This is a genomic window from Rhodanobacter sp. OR87 (genome assembly GCF_000473345.1).
Classification (GTDB): Bacteria; Pseudomonadota; Gammaproteobacteria; order Xanthomonadales; family Rhodanobacteraceae; genus Rhodanobacter; species Rhodanobacter denitrificans.
In genome coordinates this window covers 1-22,637 of the sequence record NZ_AXBJ01000020.1, presented here as the reverse complement: position 1 = coordinate 22,637, position 22,637 = coordinate 1, and the positions used below count along the sequence as shown (strand labels likewise).

Annotated in this window: 15 protein-coding genes and 1 tRNA gene; 7 read left to right on the top strand and 9 right to left on the bottom strand. The window is 67.7% G+C overall.

The window, feature by feature from the left end; all coding sequences use genetic code 11:
• Positions 1–79: 79 nt before the first annotated feature.
• The 4 genes from RHOOR87_RS0114330 to RHOOR87_RS0114315 are packed head-to-tail and all read right to left on the bottom strand — an operon-like array spanning position 80 to position 2,905.
• Positions 80–706, bottom strand: a complete 627-nt coding sequence (locus tag RHOOR87_RS0114330; protein ID WP_007512837.1) for a glutathione S-transferase family protein — start codon at positions 704–706, stop codon at positions 80–82.
• Positions 703–1,185 carry a hypothetical protein gene (locus RHOOR87_RS0114325; protein ID WP_100224910.1) on the bottom strand — a complete coding sequence of 161 codons (483 nt, stop codon included), beginning with the start codon at positions 1,183–1,185 and terminating at the stop codon, positions 703–705. The genes RHOOR87_RS0114330 and RHOOR87_RS0114325 overlap by 4 nt, the downstream gene beginning before the upstream one ends.
• Entirely contained in the window at positions 1,182–1,724 is a 543-nt protein-coding gene (locus RHOOR87_RS0114320; RefSeq protein ID WP_007512833.1) for a GNAT family N-acetyltransferase, read from the bottom strand. Before RHOOR87_RS0114320 ends, RHOOR87_RS0114325 begins: the two co-directional genes overlap by 4 nt.
• An 11-nt stretch (positions 1,725–1,735) precedes the next feature.
• On the bottom strand, positions 1,736–2,905 hold the full coding sequence (locus RHOOR87_RS0114315) for an acyl-CoA dehydrogenase family protein (protein WP_007512831.1): 1,170 nt from the start codon (positions 2,903–2,905) through the stop codon (positions 1,736–1,738).
• Positions 2,906–3,055: 150 nt separating this feature from the next.
• On the opposite strand from RHOOR87_RS0114315, the gene RHOOR87_RS0114310 reads away from it, so the two are divergent.
• The gene (locus tag RHOOR87_RS0114310; protein ID WP_007512829.1) at positions 3,056–3,931 is read left to right on the top strand and encodes a DMT family transporter; all 876 of its coding nucleotides are present in this window, start codon (positions 3,056–3,058) and stop codon (positions 3,929–3,931) included.
• Positions 3,932–4,071: 140 nt separating this feature from the next.
• On the opposite strand, the gene RHOOR87_RS0114305 is transcribed toward RHOOR87_RS0114310, so the two are convergent.
• The 3 genes from RHOOR87_RS0114305 to RHOOR87_RS0114295 form a co-directional block, all read right to left on the bottom strand.
• Complete coding sequence (locus RHOOR87_RS0114305; RefSeq protein ID WP_027485379.1) at positions 4,072–4,995, bottom strand: 5'-nucleotidase; 924 nt, start codon at positions 4,993–4,995, stop codon at positions 4,072–4,074.
• A gap of 95 nt (positions 4,996–5,090) precedes the next feature.
• Positions 5,091–5,852 (bottom strand): NAD kinase, encoded by a 762-nt coding sequence (locus RHOOR87_RS0114300; protein WP_007512824.1) that lies wholly within the window; start codon positions 5,850–5,852, stop codon positions 5,091–5,093.
• Between the two features lie 105 nt (positions 5,853–5,957).
• Positions 5,958–10,886, bottom strand: a complete 4,929-nt coding sequence (locus RHOOR87_RS0114295) for an NAD-glutamate dehydrogenase domain-containing protein (RefSeq protein ID WP_027485378.1) — start codon at positions 10,884–10,886, stop codon at positions 5,958–5,960.
• A 520-nt stretch (positions 10,887–11,406) separates the two neighbouring features.
• On the opposite strand from RHOOR87_RS0114295, the gene RHOOR87_RS0114290 reads away from it, so the two are divergent.
• A complete protein-coding gene (locus RHOOR87_RS0114290; protein ID WP_027485377.1) occupies positions 11,407–12,594 on the top strand; it encodes an efflux RND transporter periplasmic adaptor subunit in 1,188 nt (395 codons plus the stop codon).
• 12 nt (positions 12,595–12,606) lie between these two features.
• A complete protein-coding gene (locus RHOOR87_RS0114285) occupies positions 12,607–15,774 on the top strand; it encodes a multidrug efflux RND transporter permease subunit (protein WP_007512811.1) in 3,168 nt (1,055 codons plus the stop codon).
• A gap of 174 nt (positions 15,775–15,948) precedes the next feature.
• On the opposite strand, the gene RHOOR87_RS0114280 is transcribed toward RHOOR87_RS0114285, so the two are convergent.
• On the bottom strand, positions 15,949–17,109 hold the full coding sequence (locus RHOOR87_RS0114280) for an acyl-CoA dehydrogenase family protein (protein WP_027485376.1): 1,161 nt from the start codon (positions 17,107–17,109) through the stop codon (positions 15,949–15,951).
• A 132-nt stretch (positions 17,110–17,241) separates the two neighbouring features.
• On the opposite strand from RHOOR87_RS0114280, the gene RHOOR87_RS0114275 reads away from it, so the two are divergent.
• Genes RHOOR87_RS0114275 through metH form a run of 3 tightly spaced genes read left to right on the top strand, consistent with a single transcriptional unit; the run spans position 17,242 to position 21,980 of the window.
• The gene (locus RHOOR87_RS0114275; RefSeq protein WP_007512807.1) at positions 17,242–18,171 is read left to right on the top strand and encodes a metalloregulator ArsR/SmtB family transcription factor; all 930 of its coding nucleotides are present in this window, start codon (positions 17,242–17,244) and stop codon (positions 18,169–18,171) included.
• A gap of 33 nt (positions 18,172–18,204) precedes the next feature.
• The gene (locus tag RHOOR87_RS0114270) at positions 18,205–19,284 is read left to right on the top strand and encodes a homocysteine S-methyltransferase family protein (RefSeq protein WP_027485375.1); all 1,080 of its coding nucleotides are present in this window, start codon (positions 18,205–18,207) and stop codon (positions 19,282–19,284) included.
• The gene (gene metH, locus RHOOR87_RS0114265; RefSeq protein ID WP_027485374.1) at positions 19,281–21,980 is read left to right on the top strand and encodes a methionine synthase; all 2,700 of its coding nucleotides are present in this window, start codon (positions 19,281–19,283) and stop codon (positions 21,978–21,980) included. Before RHOOR87_RS0114270 ends, metH begins: the two co-directional genes overlap by 4 nt.
• A gap of 30 nt (positions 21,981–22,010) precedes the next feature.
• On the opposite strand, the gene RHOOR87_RS0114260 is transcribed toward metH, so the two are convergent.
• The gene (locus RHOOR87_RS0114260; RefSeq protein WP_007512800.1) at positions 22,011–22,352 is read right to left on the bottom strand and encodes a lipid-A-disaccharide synthase N-terminal domain-containing protein; all 342 of its coding nucleotides are present in this window, start codon (positions 22,350–22,352) and stop codon (positions 22,011–22,013) included.
• 124 nt (positions 22,353–22,476) lie between these two features.
• On the opposite strand from RHOOR87_RS0114260, the gene RHOOR87_RS0114255 reads away from it, so the two are divergent.
• Positions 22,477–22,551 (top strand) — tRNA-Val (locus RHOOR87_RS0114255).
• The last annotated feature ends 86 nt before the right edge of the window (positions 22,552–22,637 follow it).

Below are 22,637 nucleotides of genomic sequence, written 5' to 3'. Positions count from 1 at the left end.
TCGGTGAGGTGGAGGAATGTTCTGCAGAAGCCCGCTTGCGCGGCGATGCTCTTCAAGGGCATCGCCCGCAAGCGGGCTCCTACAGCGGTAGATGTTGCATCGGGGTGTGGCCGGGCTGCGCCTGCACGCGACCGAGCCACGCACGAATGTTCGGAAATGCGGACAGTTCGAACCCGCCGTCGCCGGCACAATGGGTGTACGCGTACAGCGCGATGTCGGCGATGCCGTAGCGTTCGCCGACGAACCAGTCGCGCCCGGCCAGGTGCTGTTCCATCACTGCCAGCACCTGCGTGCCCTTGTGCAGCAGCGCGGGCAGCTCGGCCTGGCGCGGGTGGTCGGGCGGCAGCCAGCCGCGGATGAAGCGCGCCACCGCGATGCACGGCTCATGGCTGTACTGCTCGAAGAACAGCCACTGCAGCGTCTGCGCGCGTAACCAGGCATCCTCGGGCCCCGATCCATTCGGCCAATAGGCGGTGCCTTCGGCGAGGTAACACAGGATGGCGTCGGACTCGGCCAGCCGGCGCCCATCCTCCAGTTCCAGCAGCGGCACCTTGCCGTTCGGGTTCTTCGCCAGGTAGGCCGGCGTGCGCGTCTCGCCACCGGCGCTGTCCACGTCGACCCAGCGGTAGTCGCGGCCCAACTGGTCCAGCAGCAGTTGCAGCTTGTAGCAGTTGCCGGAAGCGCGCATGCCGTAGATGGTGATCATGGCCTTTCCCCTCCCAGTTGTTTCAGCAGCGCGGCGCGCTGCAGGTCCTTGGGACGGCCGAAGCTTTCGCAAAGCCGGATCTGGTCTTCGACCGACGGCACCGGCACGGCCAAGCCGTTCACGCCGGCCAGCACGAGCTTCCCCGGCAGCACCGGCCGCCAGCGATCGTCGGCATGAAGCTCGAGCGCCCCCATCACCTCGACCGGCGCGCCGGGAAAGTGGAAGCGGGCGAAGTGCGAACGGAACCGGTCGGCCTCCGGCGGCGTGAACGCGGGCTCGCGCCGCGACGCCCAATGCGCCATCAACGCCTCGGCGTCGGCGCGCGAGGTCAGCACGTCCACATCCGCGGCGCCGGTCTGCGCGCCGAGCAGCAGTGCCGCGGCGCTCCCGATCAGGCACCACGGATCGACGCAATGCACGTGCAGCTCGGGCACGATCTCGGCCAGGGTGGCGTAAAGCGCGGGCGAGAGGTGGCTCATGCGCGGCGCCGGCGCCATTGCTCGCGCGTCTGCACCCAGATTTCGGTGGGCGAATCCTCGTACGGCGCGGGCAGCTTGCCCGGGCCGCGGCAGCTCGAACCCAGCCGCTGCGCCAGCGCCTGCGAGGCGCGGTTGTCGGGATGGATGGAATGGATCATCTCGCTCCAGCCCAGCTGGTCGAAGGTCCAGTCGATCGCGGCGACGCAGCCTTCCAGTGCATAGCCCTTGCCCCAGGCGCTGCGCGCCAGGCCCCAGCCCACTTCGGTGCCGGGCCAGTCGGCCGGATGCCACGGGCCGAGCCGACCGATCCATTGGCCGCTGCGCTTCTCGATCACCGAGAACATGGAAAAACCCTGGATCATCCACGCACCGGCCAGCGACAGGAAGCCGCGCCACGCGGCGGCGCGCGCCTGCTGGCCGCCGATGAAGCGCGCAGCCTCGGCATCGGCCATGTTCGCCGCGTAGGCGTCGAAATCCTGCATCCGCGGCGGGCGCAGGATCAGCCGCTCGGTTTCGATGCGCAACGAATCCAGGTCCATGCGACCCCGCTTCAGAACGCGTTGATGCCAGTCAGCTCGCGACCCACCACCAGCTCGTGCACGGTCTCGGTGCCCTCGTAGGTGATCACCGATTCCAGGTTCAGCGCATGGCGGATGGCCGAGTGCTCGGTGGTGATGCCGGCGCCGCCGAGGATGTCGCGGCACTGGCGCGCGATGTCGATCGCCATGCGGCAGTTGTTCCACTTGGCCAGCGAGACCTGGGTCGGCTGCATCTTGCCGGCGTCCTTCAGGCGCCCCAGCTGCAACGACAGCAACTGTGCGGTGGTGATGCGCCGGGCCATGTCGGCCAGCTTCAGCTGGATCGCCTGGTTGGAGGCGAGCGGCTTGCCGAACAGCATGCGCTCGGCGGTGTAGTCGAGCACTTCCTTCAGGCAGGCCTGTGCCGCGCCGATCGGCCCCCAGGTGATGCCGTAGCGCGCCTGGGTCAGGCAGCCCAGCGGCCCCTTCAAGCCCTTCACGTTGGGCAGCCGCGCGCTGTCCGGCACGCGCACGTTGTCGAAGAACAGCGCGCTGGTGACCGAGGCGCGCAGGCTCATCTTCTTGTGGATTTCCTGCGCCTTGAAGCCGGCCGTGTCGGTCGGCACCACGAAGCCCTGGATGCCGTCATCGGTCTGCGCCCAGACGATCGCGATATGCGCCAGGTTGCCGTTGGTGATCCACATCTTGGCGCCGTTGATGACCCAGTCGCCGCCGTCCTGCTTGGCGTGGGTCTTCATGTTGGCCGGATCGGAGCCGCCGTGCGGCTCGGTCAGGCCGAAGCAGCCGATCACCTCGCCCGCCGCCATCTTCGGCAGGTACTCCATCTTCTGCGCTTCGCTGCCGTAGGCGTAGATCGGGTACATCACCAGCGAACTCTGCACCGAGGCGAAGCTGCGCAGGCCCGAGTCGCCACGCTCCAGCTCCTGGCAGATCAGGCCGTAGCTCACGCCGTTCATGCCGGCGCAGCCGTACTTCTCCGGGATCGTCGCGCCGAGCAGGCCGAGGCCGGCGATCTCCGGGATCAATTCCTTCGGGAAGCGGCCCTGGTCGAAACAGTCGCCGATGATCGGCAGCACGCGTTCGTCGACGAAGCGGCCGACGGTGTCCTGCACCATGCACTCCTCGTCGCTGAGCAGCGAACGGACGTCGTACAGATCGAGCGGATTCAGACGGACAGCCATGGAAGCTCCAGAGAGGGCGCGTAAAAGCCGGTATTGTAGCGCGACCTATGCGCCCGCACAGGCCGGACGCGCCCGACGGATGCGTATGGAGCACGCCCGCCCCGCCTGGCCCGATCCCGCCCTCCACTGCACGCTCGCCCACGGAAACCCATGTTCAAAGGTGTCTTGCTCGGCTTCATGGCCTTTGCCGCGTACGCCATCAGCGACGCGTTCGTGAAATCGTTGCGCGGCTCGCTGCCGGCGTACGAGGCGGTGTTCTTCGGCGCCGTGCTGGGCCTGACCGCGTTGCCGTTCATCAAGGGCGCCGATGACCGCTGGCACGAGGCGCTGCGCGCGCAACGCCCGGGCCTGTGGCTGGTGCGCGCGCTCGCCAGCGCGGTCGGCAGCATCGCGGCGGTGGTGGCGTTCACCGCACTGCCGATGGCCGAGGCGTTCGCGCTGATCTTCCTGCTGCCGATCTTCGTCACCGTGCTGTCGGTGCTGGTGCTGAAGGAAGCCGTGGGCTGGCGCCGCTGGTCGGCGGTGGTGGCCGGCTTCGTCGGCGTGCTGGTGGTGCTGCGGCCGGGCTTCCGCGCGCTCGGCATCGGCCACCTGGCGGCGATCGTGTGCGGGCTTTCCGGCGCCGTCTCGATGATCGCGCTGCGCCTGTCCGGCCCGCACGAGAAGCGCATCACCCTGTACAGCGCCGGCATGATCGGCTCGTTGCTGGTGGCCGGCTTGCTGATGCTGGCCGATTTCCGCTGGCCGGACTTCGTCCAGTGGGGGCTGCTGCTCGGCTACGGCCTGCTCGCCGCGCTGGCCTCGGTGTTGCTGATGCTGGCCACGCAGAAGGCGCCGGCCAACCACGTCGCGCCGACCCAGTACAGCCAGATGCTGTGGGCGGTGCTGCTCGGCTACGTGCTGTTCCACGACCGGCTGGACTGGCCGATGGCGATCGGCATCGCGATCATCCTCGGCGCCGGCTTGTTCACCTTCGTGCGCGAGGAACAGGTGACGCGCTGGTGGCAGCGGATCCGCATGCTCTGATTTCCCGGCCGTGCAACGCCTTGGAATGGGCCAGGCGTTGGCTCGTCGTTCCAGCGAAAGCCGGAACCCCGTGCCTTCAGACAGTTGCCGAGGCCCAGGCTCTCGACTTTCGCCAGGATGGCGGCTTGCCCAGGCCTTCGCTAGCGGTTGCTCACGCCGTGCGGCACGTGCCCGGTTGCCACGTGCTTGCGCGCGGACTCCACGTTGGCCGGCGAGTCGTCGAAGAAGATGTCGGCGCCGAACGCGTCGAGGAACGGGCCCTTGTCGCGGCCGCCGAGGAACAGCGCCTCGTCGATGCGCACGCCCCACTTGCGCAGGGTGAGGATCACGCGCTTGTGCGCGGGGGCGGAACGGGCAGTGACCAGCGCGGTGCGGATCGGCGAGTCCTCGGCCGGGAACGCGGTCTGCAGGCGGTGCAACGCGGCGAGGAAGCCGCGGAACGGCCCCACCGACAGCGGCTCGGCGGCGTGCTCGCGCTCGTTGCGGTGGAAGGCCTCCAGGCCTTCCTCGCGCGAGACGCGCTCGCCCTCGTCGCCGAAGATCACGGCGTCGCCGTCGAAGGCGATGCGCAACTGCTCGCTCATACGCGGTGGCGCGACGCTGGGCAGGATGGTGGCCGCCGCCACGCCGGCGGCCAGCGCGCGGCCGACGTCCTCGGCGTTGGCGGAGAGGAACAGGTCGGCCCGGAACGGCGCGATGTAGTCGGAGGTGGGTGCGCCGCTGGTGAACGCGGCGCGGCTGATTTCCAGGTCGTAGTGCTGGATCGCGTTGAAGATGCGCAGCCCGGTGTCGCCGGAATTGCGCGACAGCAGGATCACCTCCACCGGCGGCACGTCGCCGGCCAGCTTGTTCAACCCCAGCAGTTTCTGCACCAGCGGAAACGCCACGCCGGGCTTGAGGATCTCGTTCTCGTGGTCGATCTGGAACGCGCGGTAGGCGTCGAGGCCTTCGCGCTCGAACAGCGCGTGGCTGTCGCCGAGGTCGAACAGCGCGCGCGAGGAAATCGCCACCACCAGGCGATTGTCGGTGGTGGATGTCGAATCGTGGGCGGTTGGCTGGCTCATGCCGCGAATCTACCGCAAAGAGCGGGGAGTGAGTGGGGAGGAGCGAGCAACAGCGGAGTCGGCCCTCTCACTGCTCACTCCTCTCCACTCACTCCTCATTCCGCGGCGAACTGTTCGTCCAGGATGCGCTGCTCCAGGTTGTGCTCGGGGTCGAACAGCAGCCGCACGCCCTGCCCGCCGGACTGACGGATCGCCACGGTGCGCACGTCGCGCACCTCGTGGAAATCGGCGGTGGCGCTGACCGGGCGCTTGCCGGGATCGAGCACGCGCAGGATCACCTCGGTGCGGTGCGGCAGGATCGCGCCGCGCCAGCGGCGCGGGCGGAACGGGCTGATCGGGGTGAGCGCCAGCACGTTCGCATCCAGCGGCAGGATCGGCCCGTGCGCGGACAGGTTGTAGGCGGTGGAACCGGCCGGGGTGGCGACCATGATGCCGTCGCAGACCAGGCTCGCCAGCTTCACCGTATCGTTGAGCTGCACTTCCAGGTGCGCGGCCTGGTTGCTCTGGCGCAGCAGCGAGACTTCGTTGAAGGCCAGCGCGGTGTGTTCGTTGCCGGCCGCATCGGTGACCGCCATCTGCAGCGGGAACAGCGACGCCGCGTGCGCGCGCGCGATCCGCTCCGGCAGGCTGTCGAGCCGGTGCTTGTTCATCAGGAAACCGACCCGGCCCAGCTTCATGCCGTACACCGGCAATTCCAGCGCGTGGTACGCGTGCAGGGTGCGCAGCATGAAGCCGTCGCCGCCCAGCGCCACGATCAGCTCGGCCTGCTCCGGCGGCACGGTGCCGTAGCGCTCCACCAGCTTGCGCCACGCCTGCTGGGCGACGCTGGTGTCACTGGCGACGAAGGCTAGGCGCATGCGCAAAAACCTGGTGCGAAAGTCAGCCGAGATTACACAGCATGAAGGCGCAAGACCATGCCTGATCCTGCGCCTTCATTCGTCACTCGCTCAACCCGGGCCGGCTCAGACCACCGGCACCTGCGCCAGCTGCGCCAGGCGGCGGACGGCGACCGAGGCGATCGGGTAGTCCGCGTTCTGGGTGAGGATTTCCGCCAGCATGCCGCGGGTGTACTGCAGCGTGGCGTCGTCGCGCTGCAGCCACGCCTGCACCGGCGAGACGTGCTGGCTGCCGCCGCCGAGATTGAGCACCTGCAGCGACAACGCCCGATGCTGGTGGTTGAGCTCGTCCAGCAGCGAGCCGCGCGCCTGGGCGTGCCAGTGACCTTCCACCGGCAGCGCCTCGATCTGATCGCGCAGCCACTCCAGGTCCAGCGCCTCGCCCAGCTCGTAGAACACGCCGGCCACCTTCCCGATCGGCTGGCCGCTCAGCTGGCTCACCTCGACCATGTCCAGCGCGGCGCGCAGCTCCGGCATGCGGGCCATCCGCAGCGCCAGCTCGGCCGGCAGGCCCAGGCCTTCCCACTTCTCCTGGCTGGAGGAGAAATCACCCTTGCCGGTCGCCGTCAGAACCTCCGGCAGCGCCTTGCGCAGGGTCGACACGCCGGCCTGGTAGCGCTCGACGTTGGCGGCGATGTCGAGCGAGCCGCCGGGACGGTTCAGCAGCCACCGCGTCATGTGGCGCAGCAGCGACCAGATCTGCTTGATCGCGTCGATCTGGGTGTCCTCGGCGACCTTGGCGTCCAGCGCCTCGATCTGCGCCCACAGTTCGCGCGCCTCGAGGATCTCGCGCGCCGCGGTATACGCCTTGGCGATCGCCGCCGGGCCCTGCCCGGTGTCTTCCTGCATGCGCATCATGAAGGTGGCGCCCATGCGGTTGATCGTCGAGTTGGTCACCGCAGTGGCGATGATCTCGCGCTTCAGCCGATGGCGCTGCATGTGCGCGGCGTACTTCTCGTGCAGCGGCAGCGGGAAGTAGCGCACCAGTTCCTTCGACAGGTACGGGTCTTCCGGCACGTCCGAGTCCAGCAGCTGCTGGAACAGGCGGATCTTGTCGTACGACAGCAGCACCGCCAGCTCCGGCCGGGTCAGGCCCAGGCCGCGGCTCTTGCGCTCGGTCAGTTCGGCCTCCGACGGCAGGTTCTCGACCTGGCGGTCCAGCGTGCCCTCGGCCTCCAGCGTGCGGATGAAGTGCGCCATCGAGCCGATGCGGCCGATCGACTGGTGCTCCATCAGGGTGATCGCCTGGTTCTGCCGGTAGTTGTCCCACAGCACCAGCTGGCCCACCTCGTCGGTCATCGCGGCGAGCTGTGCGTTGCGCGCATCGAAACCCAGCTCGCCACGCTGCACGGCGTCGTTGAGCAGGATCTTGATGTTCACCTCGTGGTCGGAGGTGTCCACGCCGGCGGAGTTGTCGATGAAGTCGGTGTTCAGCAGCACGCCCTTCTGCGCCGCCTCGATACGGCCCTTCTGGGTCATGCCCAGGTTGCCGCCCTCGCCGATGATCTTCGCGCGCACGTCGGCGCCGTTGATGCGCAGCGCGTTGTTGGCGCGGTCGCTCACCTCGGCATGCGTTTCGCCGGAGGACTTGATGTAGGTGCCGATGCCGCCGTTCCACAACAGGTCCACCGGCGCCTTCAGGATCGCGCTGAGCAGGTCGCTCGGCGCCAGATGCTCGACGTCGGGCTTGAGCCCCAGCACTGCACGCACTTCCGGCGAGATCGGGATCGACTTGGCGCTGCGCGGATACACGCCGCCGCCAGCGGAGATCAGCGACTTGTCGTAGTCGTCCCAGCTCGAGCGCGGCACGTCGAACATGCGCTTGCGCTCGACGAACGAACGGGCCGCGTCCGGGTTCGGATCGAGGAACACGTGGCGATGGTCGAACGCGGCCAGCAGCAGGGTGTGTTCGGACAGCAGCATGCCGTTGCCGAAGACGTCGCCGGACATGTCGCCGATGCCGACGCAGGTGAAGTCCTCGCTCTGGCAATCGCGGCCGAGCGCGCGGAAGTGGCGCTTGACCGACTCCCATGCGCCCTTGGCGGTGATGCCCATGCCCTTGTGGTCGTAGCCGTGCGAGCCGCCGGAGGCGAACGCATCGCCGAGCCAATAGTTGTGCTCGATCGAGATCGCGTTGGCGATGTCGGAGAACTTGGCGGTGCCCTTGTCCGCGGCCACCACCAGGTAGGGGTCGTCCGCGTCGTGGCGCACCACGTCGTGCGGGTTCACCACCTTGCCGTCGACCAGGTTGTCGGTGATGTCGAGCAGGCCGTTGATGAACAGGCGGTAGCAGGCGATGCCCTCGGCCAGCACCGCGTCGCGGTCGCTGGCGGGCGGGGACTTCTTGACGAAGAAGCCGCCCTTGGAACCGACCGGCACGATCACCGTGTTCTTCACCATCTGCGCCTTGACCAGGCCCAGCACCTCGGTGCGGAAATCCTCGCGCCGGTCGGACCAGCGCAGGCCGCCGCGCGCCACCGCGCCGAAGCGCAGGTGGATACCCTCGACGCGCGGCGCGCACACCCAGATCTCGCGGTACGGCACCGGCTTGGGCAGGTCGGGCAGCAGGTGCGAGTCGAGCTTGTAGCTGATGTAGTCGCGGTAGGCGCCGTCCCACTGCTGGAAGAAGCTGGTGCGCAAGGTGGCACGGATCAGCTTCATGAAGCTGCGCAGGATGCGGTCCTCGTCGAGGCTGGCCACGTTCTCCAGCAGAATCCCGATCACGTTCTCCACCGCCTGGACCTGCGCGTCGCGCGGCTTCGACAACGACGCGCCCAGCTCGCCGATCAGGCCCGGCTGCGCGGCCTGCACGTTGGCCGGGATCAGCGCCAGCATCTCGGCGACCAGGGTCGCGCCGGCAGCCTTCAGCTCGTCGGCGGAAAGCGCTTCGCGGCGCGGATCGAACTTGGCCAGGAACAACTCCACCAGCAGGCCGGCCACCGCCGGATAGCGGTTGAGGGTTTCCTCCATGTACGACTGCGAGAAGGTGGCGCCGGTCTGCAGCAGGTACTTGCAGTAGCCGCGCAGCATCGCCACCTGGCGCCAGCCCAGCTTGGCGCCGAGCACCAGCCGGTTGAAGCCGTCGTTCTCGGCGTTGCCGCGCCAGATCTGCTCGAACGCGTCCTCGAACAGCGCGCCGACCTGCTCCACGCCGAAGGTGAGCTTGCCGACCGGCTGCACCTCGAAATCCTGGATCGACAGCGGCGCCTCGCCGGAAACGTCGTAGACGTGCTCGGTGAGCACGCGCAGGCCGAGGTTCTCCAGCTGCGGCAGCACTTCGGACAACGCGATGTCGCCGCCGGAGCGGTAGACCTTGAAGCGCAGCGTCTCGGGCGCCTTCGGCGGGTGGTAGAACGACATCCGCAACGCGTTGTCGCCGGCCAGTTGCGAGAGCTGGTACACGTCCTCGGCGGCCACCGCCGGACTGACGTCCTCGACGTAGCCGGCCGGCAGTGCGCGCGCGTAGCGGTTGGCCAGCACCACGCCTTCATGTTCGCCGCGCAGGCGCACCAGCGCGTCGCGCACCTCGTCGTGCCAGTTGCGCACGATGCCGGCCACGCCCTGCTCCAGCTCGGCCAGGTCGTAGGACGGCTGGTCACCGATCTTCGGCCGCAGCACGATGGTCAGCCGCGCCAGCACGGCCTCGCCCATCTGCACCGAGGAATCGCGCTGCTCGGCATGCAGCGCCGCGCCCAGCAGCGATTCGATGCGCTCGCGCACCGAGGTGTTGAAGCGGTCGCGCGGCACGAACACCATGCAGGTGAAGAAGCGGCCGTAGCGGTCGCGGCGCATGAACAGCCGCGTACGCGCGCGCTGGCGCAGTTCGAGGATGCCCATCGCGGTGGCGAACAGCTCGTCCTCGGTGCTCTGGAACAGCTCCTCGCGCGGCAGCGTTTCCAGGATGTGGCGCAGCGACTTGCCGGAGTACGAATCGCGCTTGAGGCCCGAGCGCGCCAGCACGGTTTCCACCTTGTGCCGCACCAGCGGCACGTCCTGCGGGCGGGCCATGTAGGCGTTGGAGGAGAACAGGCCGAGGAAGCGCTGCTCGGCCACCGCGCGGCCGTCGGCGCCGAACTGCAGCACGCCGATGTAATCCATGTAGCCGCTGCGGTGCACGTGCGAGCGCGCGTTGGTCTTGGTCAGGATGATCGCGTCGGTGGCGCCCGATTGCGGCAGCTCGCTGGCGGCCAGCGTGCGCAGCGAACGCGGCGCCATCGAGCGATCGCTCTTGCGCAGGATGCCCAGGCCGGACGCATCGACCGCGCGCAGCACGCGGTCGCCGTCGGCGTCGGCGACTTCGTATTCGCGGTAGCCGAGGAAGGTGAAGTTGTCGGCCGCGATCCAGCGCATGAACTCGCTGGCCTCCTGCACCGAGGCCGCGTCCAGCGGCAGCTTGCGCTGCGGCAGTTCGTTGGCGACCGCCAGCGCCTTGTCGCGCATCGCCGACCAGTCGCCCACCGCGGCGCGCACGTCATCCAGCGCAGCCGCGACCCGCGCTTCCAGCTGCGACTGCTCGGCGGCATCGGCGACCCGGTCGATCTCGAAATGCATCAGCGATTCGGCGCTGCCGGCGTCGCCGCCCAGGCCGAGCAGCTTGCCGGAAGCATCGCGCACCACCTTCAGCACCGGATGGATCACCGCATGGATCTGCAGCTTCGCCGAGACGATCATGCTGACCGTGTCGACCAGGAACGGCATGTCGTCGGTGACGATCTGCAGCAGGCTGCGGCCGGCATGCCCGTCAGCCGCATTGAGCACGCGCACGCTGGCATGGCCGCCGCGGCGCTGCTGCATGAACTCCAGCAGGCTGCCGACCAGCGCCGCCCACTGCACCGGTGTGTGCAGATGCGCGTCGCCGCCCCCGATGCGTGCAAAGAAAGCCTCGCAGAAAACCTGCGCCTCGTTCAGGCGCGCGGGCGAAAAACCGCCCTTTTTCAGCTCTGCGAGTACTACTGACGAAAGGGAAGGGTCGTTCGCTGCAGGGGTCGCATTCATGGCATCTTCTGATTGGTGGAGACGATGATGGGTGAGGCAGGTAAAAAGCCTCGGAAGGATACGCCGCACGGCAGGGCGAATCCAGCCGCGCGGCCCGCCGCGACCATGCACACGCGCATGGTTTCGTGCCTTCCCGCGACCGATTTTCGCGATGCCGCGGATCGCGCGTCGACACCCGGCGAGCGGCGGGAAAAAGCTCGGCCGCTCGGCACGCTCGCGCGACGGATGCGGCATGCGATCCTCTGCGGCGCATCCGCGGGCACGCGTCCAGATCGCCACGCCCCTGTCAATGACTGGATTCGCAGCGCCCACAAAATGTAAACTGATCGGTATAGCCTGCTTCGCAGGCCGCCTGGTACGGCGCTTGGCGGAACAGGCGCCGTTTCCAGGCGCGATCGCCGCCTCGTACCAACCTATGACACAGGACATGCGGAGCGCGATGCGGTATCCCGTCCACGGCAAGCCCGCAACGCACTCCGGCGTCACCCCCATCCCCGTTCGAACAAGTTCTGGAGTTCCCATGAAGTCCTCGTCACTGAGCACACCCTTGCTGTGCCTGAGCCTGCTGGTGCTGGCCGCCTGCGGCAAAGGCAAGGAGCAGGGGCCGCCGCAGATGCCGCCGCCGGAAGTGGGCGTGGTCCAGGTGCAGCCGCAGGACTCGCCGCTGACGCGGGATCTGGTCGGTCGCCTCTCGCCCTACCGCAGCGCCGACGTGCGCGCCCGCGTGGCCGGCGTGCTGCTCAAGCGCGCCTATACGGAAGGCACCGACGTCAAGCGGGGGCAGTTGCTGTTCCAGATCGACCCGGCCCCGCTGAAGGCGGCGCTGAGCGCAGCGGAGGCTTCGCTGGCGCAGGCGCAGGCCACCGACACCAACGCCAGGATCAACGCGCAACGCGCACGCGAGCTGGCGCCGAAGGGCTACATCTCGAAGTCCGACCTGGACAACGCGCTGGCCACCGAACGCACCGCGGCCGCCGCGGTGCAGGCGGCACGCGCCAACGTGCAGGCCGCGCGCATCAGCCTGGGCTACGCCAGCGTGACCGCGCCGATCGACGGCCGCGCCGGCCAGCAGCAGGTGACCGAGGGCGCCCTGGTCGGCAACGGCGAGGCCACCTTGCTCACCACGGTCGACCAGATCGACCCGCTCTACGTGAACTTCACCCTGAGCGTGGCCGACATGGAGCAGATGCGCCGTGCGCAGACCAGCGGCAACGTCACCCTGGCCGAACCGAACAAGGCCAGCGTGCAGGTCGCCCTGCCCGACGGCAGCAGCTATGCCGAAACCGGCACGGTCGACTTCTCCTCCACCACGGTCGATCCGGCCACCGGCGCGGTGAACCTGCGCGCGCAGATCCCCAACCCGAAGCACAGCCTGCTGCCGGGCATGTACGTGACGCTGAAGGCGCAGCTCGGCCAGCAGCACAAGGTGTTCCTGCTGCCGCAGGCGGCCGTGCAGCGCGACACCGTGGGCGCCTACGTGTTCACCGTCGGCAAGGACGGCAAGGTCGCGCGTCACTACGTCACCCTCGGCGCCGCCAGCGGCGGCGACTGGGTGGTCACCGACGGCATCGCGGCGGGCGACCAGGTGGTCGTGTCGGGCGTGCAGAACGTGAAGGAAGGCGCGCCGGCCAAGGCCTCGCCGTGGAAGCCGCAAGCCGAAGGCAACCACGGCCCTGCCGCCGCCGGCACGCCGGCGCGCGGCAAGTAAGGGAGAGCGAACATGCCGAGTTTCTTCATCGACCGCCCGATCTTCGCCTGGGTGGTGGCCATCCTGATCTCGCTGGGCGGCGTGCTGGCGATCCTCAACCTGGGCGTGGAGTCCTACCCGAACATCGCGCCGCCCTCGGTGACGGTGGGCGCCTCCTACCCCGGTGCCAGCGCCGAGACCACCGAAAAGGCGGTCACCCAGGTCATCGAGCAACAGCTAACCGGCATCGACCACCTGCTGTACTTCAGCTCCTCCTCCAGCGCCAGCGGCCGCGCCAGCATCACGCTAACCTTCGAAAGCGGCACCGACCCGGACATCGCCCAGGTGCAGGTGCAGAACAAGGTGGCGCTGGCCACCCCGCGCCTGCCGAGCGAAGTGACCCAACAGGGCGTGGTGGTGGCCAAGGCCAACGCCGGCTTCCTGATGGTGGTGGCGCTCAAGTCCGACAACCCGAACATCGACCGCGACCGCCTGGGCGACATCGTCGGCTCGCAGGTGCTCGACCAGATCGCGCGCGTGCCGGGCGTGGGCAGCACCCAGCAGTTCGGCTCCGAGTACGCCATGCGCATCTGGCTCAACCCGGACCAGCTGCACGGCTACGGCCTGTCGGCGACGCAGGTGCTGAACGCGATCCGCGCGCAGAACGTGCAGTTCGCCGCCGGCTCGATCGGCGCCGACCCGGCCCTGCCCGGCCAGGGCTTCACCGCCACGGTGTCGACGGAAGGGCGCTTCACCACGCCGGAGCAGTTCGCCGGCATCATCCTGCGCGCGAACCCCGACGGCACCACGGTCAAGCTCGGCGACGTCGCCCGGATCAGCTTCGGCCCCGGCAACTACGGCTTCAACACCACCGTCGACGGCAAGCCGATCGGCGCCTTCGCGATCCAGCTGCTGCCCGGCGCCAACGCGCTGAACGTGGCCACCGCGGTGCGCGGCAAGATGGACGAGCTGGCTCCCGGCTTTCCGCCAGGGGTGAGCTGGTTCAGCCCGTACGACAGCACCACCTTCGTGAAGATCTCCATCGACGAGGTGGTGAACACGCTGGTCGAGGCGATCGTGCTGGTGTTCCTGGTGATGCTGCTGTTCCTGCAGAACCTCCGCGCCACCATCATCCCCACGCTGGTGATCCCGGTGGCGCTGCTGGGCACCTTCCTCGGCATGCTGGTGCTCGGCTTCACCATCAACCAGCTGACCCTGTTCGGCATGGTGCTGGCGATCGGCATCGTGGTGGACGACGCGATCGTGGTGATCGAGAACGTCGAACGCATCATGACCGAAGAGAACCTCTCGCCGAAGGAAGCCACGCGCAAGGCGATGGGCCAGATCACCGGCGCGGTGGTGGCGATCACGGTGGTGCTGACGGCGGTGTTCGTGCCTTCGGCGCTGCAGCCGGGCGCCTCGGGCATCATCTACAAGCAGTTCGCGCTGACCATCGCCGTGTCGATGGCGTTCTCGGCCTTCCTGGCGCTGTCCTTCACCCCGGCGCTGTGCGCGAGCTTCCTGCAGCCTGAGCACCACAAGAAGAAGAACATCGTCTTCCGCAAGTTCAACCAGTTCTTCGAGTGGGCCACGCACACCTACACCGGCCACGTCGGCAACGCGGTGCGGCATGCGCCGCGCTGGATGTTCGTGTTCGTGCTGGTCGCGGTGCTGGGCGGCTTCCTGTACACCCGCCTGCCCGGCAGCTTCCTGCCCGAGGAGGACCAGGGCTACGCGATGTCGGTCATCCAGCTGCCGCCCGGCTCCACCAAGCAGCGCACCGAAGAGGTGATGGGCCAGATGCTGACGATCCTCAAGAAGGATCCGGCGGTCGATACCGTGCTGCAGGTGACCGGCTTCAGCTTCATCGGGGCCGGCGAGAACGCGGGCATGGCCTTCATCAAGCTCAAGGACTGGTCCGAGCGCCAGGGCACCGCGGCGGACTTCATCCAGCGCGCCAACCGGTCGCTGTTCCAGATCCACGACGCCCGCATCTTCGTGGTGAACATCCCCACGGTGCAGGGCCTGGGCCAGTTCGGCGGCTTCGACATGTACCTGCAGGACCGCAGCGGCGCCGGCCGCGAGGCGCTGACCCAGGCGCGCAACACGCTGCTCGGCAAGGCCAGCCAAGACCCGCTGCTGACCGGCGTGCGGCCCAACGCGCTGGAGGACGCGCCGCAGCTGCGACTGGACGTGGACCGCGTGCAGGCGCAGTCGATGGGGCTGTCGGTGGGCGACATCTACAACGCGGTCGGCCTGATGCTGGCGCCGGTGTACGTCAACGACTTCACCTACGGCGGCCGCGTGAAGCGCGTGATCATGCAAGCCGACTCGTCCTACCGGATGAGCCCGGACGCGCTGCAGCACTTCTTCACGCCCAGCACGCAAACCACCGCCGCCGGCACGCCGGCGATGATTCCGTTGTCCAACGTGGTGCACGCGAACTGGCAGATGGGCTCGCCCTCGCTGAACCGCTACAACGGTTATGCGGCGGTGGAGATCGTCGGCTCGCCGGCGCCGGGGCACGCCTCGGGCGAGGCGATGGCCGAGATGGAGAAGATCGTCGGCAACGACCTGCCCAAGGGCTACGGCTTCGACTGGACCGGCCAGTCCTACCAGGAAATCCTCTCCGGCAACGCCGCCACGCTGCTGATGGTGCTGTCGATCGTGATCGTGTTCCTGGCGCTGGCGGCGCTGTACGAGAGCTGGTCGATCCCGGTGTCGGTGCTGCTGGTGCTGCCGCTGGGCCTGCTCGGCGCGGTGGTGTTCACCCTGCTGCGCGGGCTGCCCAACGACATCTACTTCAAGGTCGGCCTGATCACGGTGATCGGCCTGGCGGCGAAGAACGCGATCCTGATCGTGGAGTTCGCAGTGGAACAGCAGGCGCATGGCCGCACCTTGCGCGAAGGCGTGATCGAGGCGGCCCGCCTGCGCCTGCGCCCGATCCTGATGACCTCGCTGGCGTTCATCCTGGGCGTGTTCCCGCTGTTCGTCTCCTCGGGCGCCGGCGCCAATGCACGCCACGCAATCGGCACCGGCGTGATCGGCGGCATGCTGTTCGCCACCTTGCTCGGCGTGCTGCTGATTCCGGTGTTCTACGTGGTGGTGCGGCGCCTGCTGGGCGACAAGCTGGACGGCCACGAGCATCCGGGCATCCACGGGCCGCACACGTTCGACTCCGACCCAAAGCGTGGCGTCTGATCCGCCACGAGCATGAAAAAGCCCGGCAGCCATGCCGGGCTTTTTTCATGCTCGCACCACCGCCAATGCCCTACGTCGGAGCCTGCTGGCGGGCGATGCTTTTATCTGCGCGAATCCCGAATCCCGTGAAAAGAGCCTCGCCCGCCAGCGGGCTTCTACCCTGCATGACGGCAATCAGCGCAGTCCCGTCTCCGCCCGCGCGATCACCATGCGCTGGATCTCGCTGGTGCCTTCGTAGATCTCGGTGATCTTGGCGTCGCGGAAGTAGCGTTCCAGCGGCATCTCCTTCGAATAGCCCATGCCGCCGTGGATCTGCACCGCCTGGTGGCTGATCCACATCGCCGCTTCCGACGCGGTGAGCTTGGCCACCGCCGCCTCGGTGCCGAAGCGGCCGCCGTGCTTCTCGGTCTCGCCCTTGGTCCACGCCGCGCGCAGGGTCAGCAAGGTCGCGGCATCCAGCTTGCACTTCATGTCGGCGATCTTCGACTGGGTCATCTGGAACGTGCCGATCGGCTGGCCGAACGCCTTGCGGTCGCGCGACCACTGCAAGGTCGCCTCGTACGCGGCGCGGGCGATGCCCACCGCCTGCGAGGCGATGCCGATGCGGCCGGCGTCGAGCACACCCATCGCGATCGAGAAACCCTTGCCCTCGTCACCGAGCAGGTTTTCCTTCGGCAGCACGTAGTCGGTGAACTCGATCTCGCAGGTGGCTGAGGCGCGGATGCCCAGCTTCGGCTCGGTCTTGCCGGCGTGGAAGCCCGACAGCTGGGTATCGACGATGAAGGCCGACACGCCCTTGGCGCCGATGCCCGGCGTGGAGATGGCGAACAGCACGATGTAGCGCGCCACCGGGCCGGAGGTGATCCAGCTCTTCTTGCCGTTGATCACCCAGTCGCCGTTGGCATTCTTGGTGGCGCGGGTGTGCATGGCCGAGGCGTCGGAGCCGGACTGCGGCTCGGTCAGTGCGTAGGCGCCGATCGCCTCGCCGGTGGCGATCGCGCGCACGTATTTCTGCTTCTGCTCTTCGTTGCCGTGCTTGAGGATGCCGTTGCAGAACAGCGAATTGTTCACGCTCATCACGGTCGCGGTGGCCGCGTCGGCGGCGGCAATCTCGATCATCGCCAGCACGTAGGCAATCGAGTCCATGCCCGCGCCGCCGTAGGCTTCCGGTACCTCGATGCCCATCAGGCCGAGTTTGCCCATCTCGCGGATGTTCTCCAGCGGGAACTCGCCTTTCGCATCCAGCTCGGCGGCCACCGGCACGATGCGCTTTTGCGCAAAGTCGCGGGCAATCGACTGGATCGACAACTGGTCTTCGGTAAAACGGAAATCCACGGGCGGCTCCTGAAGGCAATCAAGCCGCCGATTTTAGCGGGAAATGGCCTGCCGGCTCACCGATGTGCGCTTGACGCATGGCAAGGCCCGGCCTAGCCTGTACATCTTTGTATCGCGATACAGGGATAACCGATGGATCTGGCCACCGCTTCCAGCGTGCTGCGCCTGCTGGCCGACCCCACCCGCGTGCGCCTGCTGGCCCTGCTCGAACACGAGGAACTCACCGTGGCCGAACTGGCCGCGGTGCTGCACCTGGCACAGCCGCGGGTATCCACCCACCTGGCCAAGCTGAAGGAAGCCGGCCTGGTGCGCGACCGCCGCGCCGGCGTTTCCGCCTACTACCGCGCCAACAACGAGGGCGACGCGGCGCAGCACGCCCTGCTGGTCTCGCTGCGCACCAGCATCGACGACGCGCTGCTGCGCGAGGACTCGGCGCGCCTGCCCGGCGTGCTGGCGAACCGCGCCCGCGAGGAAGGCTGGGCCGACACCGTGGCCGGCGACATGGAACGCCATTACTCCCCCGGCCGCACCTGGGAAACACTGGCCCGCTCGCTGCTGCAGCTGCTGGAGACCGGCGACGTGCTCGACATCGCCTCCGGCGACGGCATCACCGCCGAACTGCTGGCGCCGCACGCGCACTCCATCGTCTGCGTGGATTCCAGCGAGCGCGTCGTCGCGGCCGCGGCGAAACGGCTGAAGACGTTCGCCAACGTGCGCGTGGTCCGCGGCGACATGCATGCGCTGGAGCTGGGCGACCAGCGTTTTGACCTGGTGCTGATGCTGCACGCTCTGACCTACGCCGAGCACCCGGCCAGGGCTGTGGCCGAGGCTGCACGCCTGCTGCGCCCCGGCGGCCGTCTGCTCGCGGTGACCCTGGGCCAGCACGACCACCGCGCCGCGGTCGAGCCGTTCGACCACCGCAACCTCGGTTTCAGCGGCGAGCAGCTCGACGGCTACGCCCGCGCCGCCGGCCTCGACGTACTCAGCTGCAACCGGCTCAGCCGCGAGCGCAAGGCGCCGCATTTCGAAGTGATCAGCCTGCTGGCGCGCAAGAGCGCCTGAACACAGCTGCACCGTTCAATCAAAGGAAGTTCGATGAGTACCCTGCCCTGGCTCCATCCCGACCGCGTCGCCCTGCTGGAGCAGGCGCTGCGCCAGCGCATCCTGATCCTCGACGGCGGCATGGGCACCATGCTGCAGGCGCACGGGCTGGACGAAAGCGGCTTCCGCGGCGAGCGCTTCGAGCACGGCCACGACGGCCACACGCACGAGCATGCCGGTGCCTGCGACCTGAAAGGCAACAACGACCTGCTCACCCTGACTCGCCCGGAAATCATCCGCGGCGTGCACGACGCCTACCTCGAAGCCGGCGCCGACCTGATCGAGACCAATACCTTCAACTCCACCCGGATCAGCCAGGCCGACTACAAGCTGCAGCACCTGGCCCATGAGTTGAATCTGGAAGGCGCGAAGCTGGCCCGCGCCGCCTGCGACGCGATGACGGCGAAGACGCCGGAGCAGCCCCGCTTCGTGATCGGCGTGCTCGGCCCGACCAGCCGCACCGCCTCGCTGTCGCCCGACGTCAACGACCCGGGCTTCCGCAACGTCACCTTCGAGGAGCTGGCGGCGAACTACACCGAAGCCGCCAGCGGCCTGATCGACGGTGGCGCCGACGTGATCATGGTCGAGACGATCTTCGACACGCTGAACGCGAAGGCCGCGCTGTTCGCGCTTTCCGAACTGTTCCACCAGCGCGGCGCACAGGTGCCGTTGATGATCTCCGGCACCATCACCGACCGCTCCGGCCGCACCCTGTCCGGGCAGACCGCCGAGGCGTTCTACTACTCGGTACGCCACGCCCGTCCGCTGTCGGTCGGCTTCAACTGCGCGCTCGGCGCCGAGGACCTGCGCCCGCACGTGCAGACCCTGGCCAACCTCGCCGAAAGCTGCGTCAGCACGCACCCGAACGCCGGCCTGCCGAACGCGTTCGGCGAATACGACGAAACGCCCGAGCACATGGCCGGCGTGATCGCCGGCTTCGCCCGCGACGGCCTGCTCAACCTGGTCGGCGGCTGCTGCGGCACCACGCCGGCGCACATCAAGACGATCGCCGAGGCGGTGCGCGGCATCGCCCCGCGTGCACTGCCTTCGGCCGACCAAGCGGAGGCCGCATGACCATGACGCGCCATACCTGCCTGTCCGGCCTGGAGCCGCTGGTCATCACGCCCGACCTGCTGTTCGTCAACGTGGGCGAACGCACCAACGTCACCGGCTCGGCGAAGTTCAAGAAACTCATCAAGGAAGACCGCTACGACGAAGCGGTGGAAGTGGCCCGCCAGCAGGTGGAAAGCGGCGCGCAGATCCTCGACGTGAACATGGACGAGGGCCTGCTCGACGCCGAAGCGGCGATGGTGAAGTTCCTCAACCTGATCGCCGCCGAGCCGGACATCGCCAAGATCCCGGTGATGGTGGACTCCTCCAAGTGGAGCGTGATCGAGGCCGGCCTCAAATGCCTGCAGGGCAAGGGCGTGGTCAACTCGATCTCGCTGAAGGAAGGCGAAGGCCCGTTCCTCGAACAGGCGAGAAAAATCCTGCGCTACGGCGCCGCCACCGTGGTGATGGCCTTCGACGAGAACGGCCAGGCCGACACCGTGGCTCGCCGCCTGGAAATCTGCGAGCGCTCGTACAAGCTGCTCACCGAGGAAGTGGGTTTCCCGCCCGAAGACATCATCTTCGACTCCAACATCTTCCCGATCGCCACCGGCATCGAGGAGCACGCCGACAACGCGGTGAACTTCATCGAGGCGTGCAAGGTGCTGAAGAAGCGCTTCCCGCTGTCGCATCTCTCCGGCGGCGTCTCCAACGTCTCGTTCTCGTTCCGCGGCAACGACACCGTGCGCGAAGCGATCCACAGCGTGTTCCTCTACCACGCCATCCAGGCCGGCATGGACATGGGCATCGTCAACGCCGGCCAGCTGGCGATCTACGACGAGCTGGAACCCCAGCTGCGCGAGCGCGTGGAAGACGTGGTGCTGAACCGCCGTGCCGATGCCACCGAGCGGCTGATGGAAATCGCCGAGAAACACAAGAAGGGCGCACGCGAGCAGGACAACGGCAACGCGCTGGCCTGGCGCGAACTGCCGGTGCGCAAGCGGCTGGAGCATGCGCTGGTACACGGCATCGACCAGTTCGTGGTGGAGGACACCGAGGAAGTGCGCCAGGGCGTGACGCGCACGCTGGACGTGATCGAAGGCCCGCTGATGGACGGCATGAACGTGGTCGGCGACCTGTTCGGCGCCGGCAAGATGTTCCTGCCGCAGGTGGTCAAATCCGCCCGCGTGATGAAGAAGGCGGTGGCCTACCTGCTGCCCTTCATGGAAGAGGAGAAGAAGAACAGCGGCGACACCAGCCGCTCCAACGGCAAGATCGTGATGGCCACGGTCAAGGGCGACGTGCACGACATCGGCAAGAACATCGTGGGCGTGGTGCTCGCCTGCAACAACTTTGAAGTGATCGACCTCGGCGTGATGGTACCGGCGCAGAAGATCCTCGACACCGCGATCGAGGAAAACGCCGACATGATCGGCGTCTCCGGCCTGATCACCCCCTCGCTGGAAGAGATGGCCCACGTCGCCCGCGAAATGAAGCGGCGCAACTTCAACATCCCGCTGCTGATCGGTGGCGCCACCACCTCGCGCGCGCACACCGCGATCAAGATCGAGCCGCACTACGAAACCGCCTGCGTGTGGGTGAAGGACGCTTCGCGCGCAGTCGGCGTGGTGCAGTCGCTGGTCAGCAAGGAGCTGGTGGACGGCTTCCTCGCCAAGGTGCGCAGCGAATACGCCGAGGTGCGCGAGCGCCACAAGCACCGCGGTCCCGGCAAGAAACTGGTGACGCTGGAACACGCGCGCGGCAACCGCTTCACCTGCAACTGGGCCAGCTACGACCCGCCGCAGCCGGCGCAGCCCGGCATCACCGTGTTCGACGACTACCCGCTGGCCGAGCTGCGCCAGCGCATCGACTGGACGCCGTTCTTCCAGGCCTGGGAACTGGCCGGCCACTATCCCGCCATCCTCAGCGACGCCGTGGTCGGCGCGCAGGCCAGCGAGCTGTTCGCGGACGCCCAGGCGATGCTGGACAAGATCGTCAGCGAGAAGTGGCTCACGGCCCGCGCGGTGATCGGTTTCTGGCCGGCCGCCAACCTCATGGACGACGTGGAGATCTATACCGACGAAACCCGCGCCCAGCCACTGGCCCGGCTGCACCACCTGCGCCAGCAGGCCGACAAGCCGGTGGAACGTCCCAACCTGTGCCTGGCCGATTTCATCGCACCGAAGGCGTTCGGCCGGCCCGACTGGATCGGCGGCTTCGCGGTTACCGCAGGCCTGGGCATCGAGGCGCATCTCGAGCGCTTCCACGCCGAGCACGACGACTACTCCGCGATCATCCTGAAGGCGCTGGCCGACCGTCTCGCCGAGTCCTTCGCCGAGCGCATGCACCAGCGCGTGCGCAAGGAGTTCTGGGGCTTCGTGCCCGACGAAAACCTCGACAACGAGGCGCTGATCGCCGAAAAGTACCAGGGCATCCGCCCCGCCCCCGGCTACCCCGCCTGCCCCGACCACACCGAGAAGGCCACCTTGTTCAAGCTGCTGGACGCCACCCGCAACGCCGGCATCGAACTTACCGAAGGCTTCTCGATGTACCCGGCGGCGGCGGTGTCCGGCTGGTACTTCTCGCACCCGGGCAGCCAGTATTTCGTGGTCGGCCGGCTCGGCCTGGAACAGGTGCAGGACTACGCCAAACGCAAGGGCTGGAGCCAGGCCGAAGCCGAACGCTGGCTGGCCGCCAACCTCGACTACGACCCGGACTAACCGCACGGCGCCCGCATCGGCGCCATGCCATCACGCGGTGGTGTCGCCGGTGACGCTGTTCTTGCGGTGGCGCAAATGCACCACCAGATTGTAGACCGAGACGAACACCGGGAAGAAGTTGGAGATGATGCCCACCGAGTCGTTCTTGCCGACCACGAAATACGCCAGCAACAGGGCACTACCGAACACCGACAGCCACCAGAACGCCAGCGGCATCACCACCCGCTTGTACTTGCGCGTGTAGTAGAGCTGCACGAACCAGCGGCTGGTGAACAGCAAGGTTCCGGTAAACCCGACCATCTTCCACGGCGTCAGCTCGAACTGCTGCAGGGCACGCAGAATGCTGGCCAGATGAACGCTGATGAATTCCATGGTGGTGCGCTTTCGACTTGAGAGGGAGGCAAGTCTAGCAACCCGCATCCCCGTCCCGGCACGTTCGATCCACGCAAGGCATTGACCCGTTCCGCGACTCCCCCTAAAATTGCGCGTTCTCGGCGGGCGATTAGCTCAGCGGTAGAGCACTGCCTTCACACGGCAGGTGTCGCAAGTTCGATCCTTGCATCGCCCACCACCGAATCCAACGAACAAGGCCACCTTGACGGGTGGCCTTGTTCGTTGTGCGGACACCATGAACAGCGCAGCGTGCGTGTAGCAACG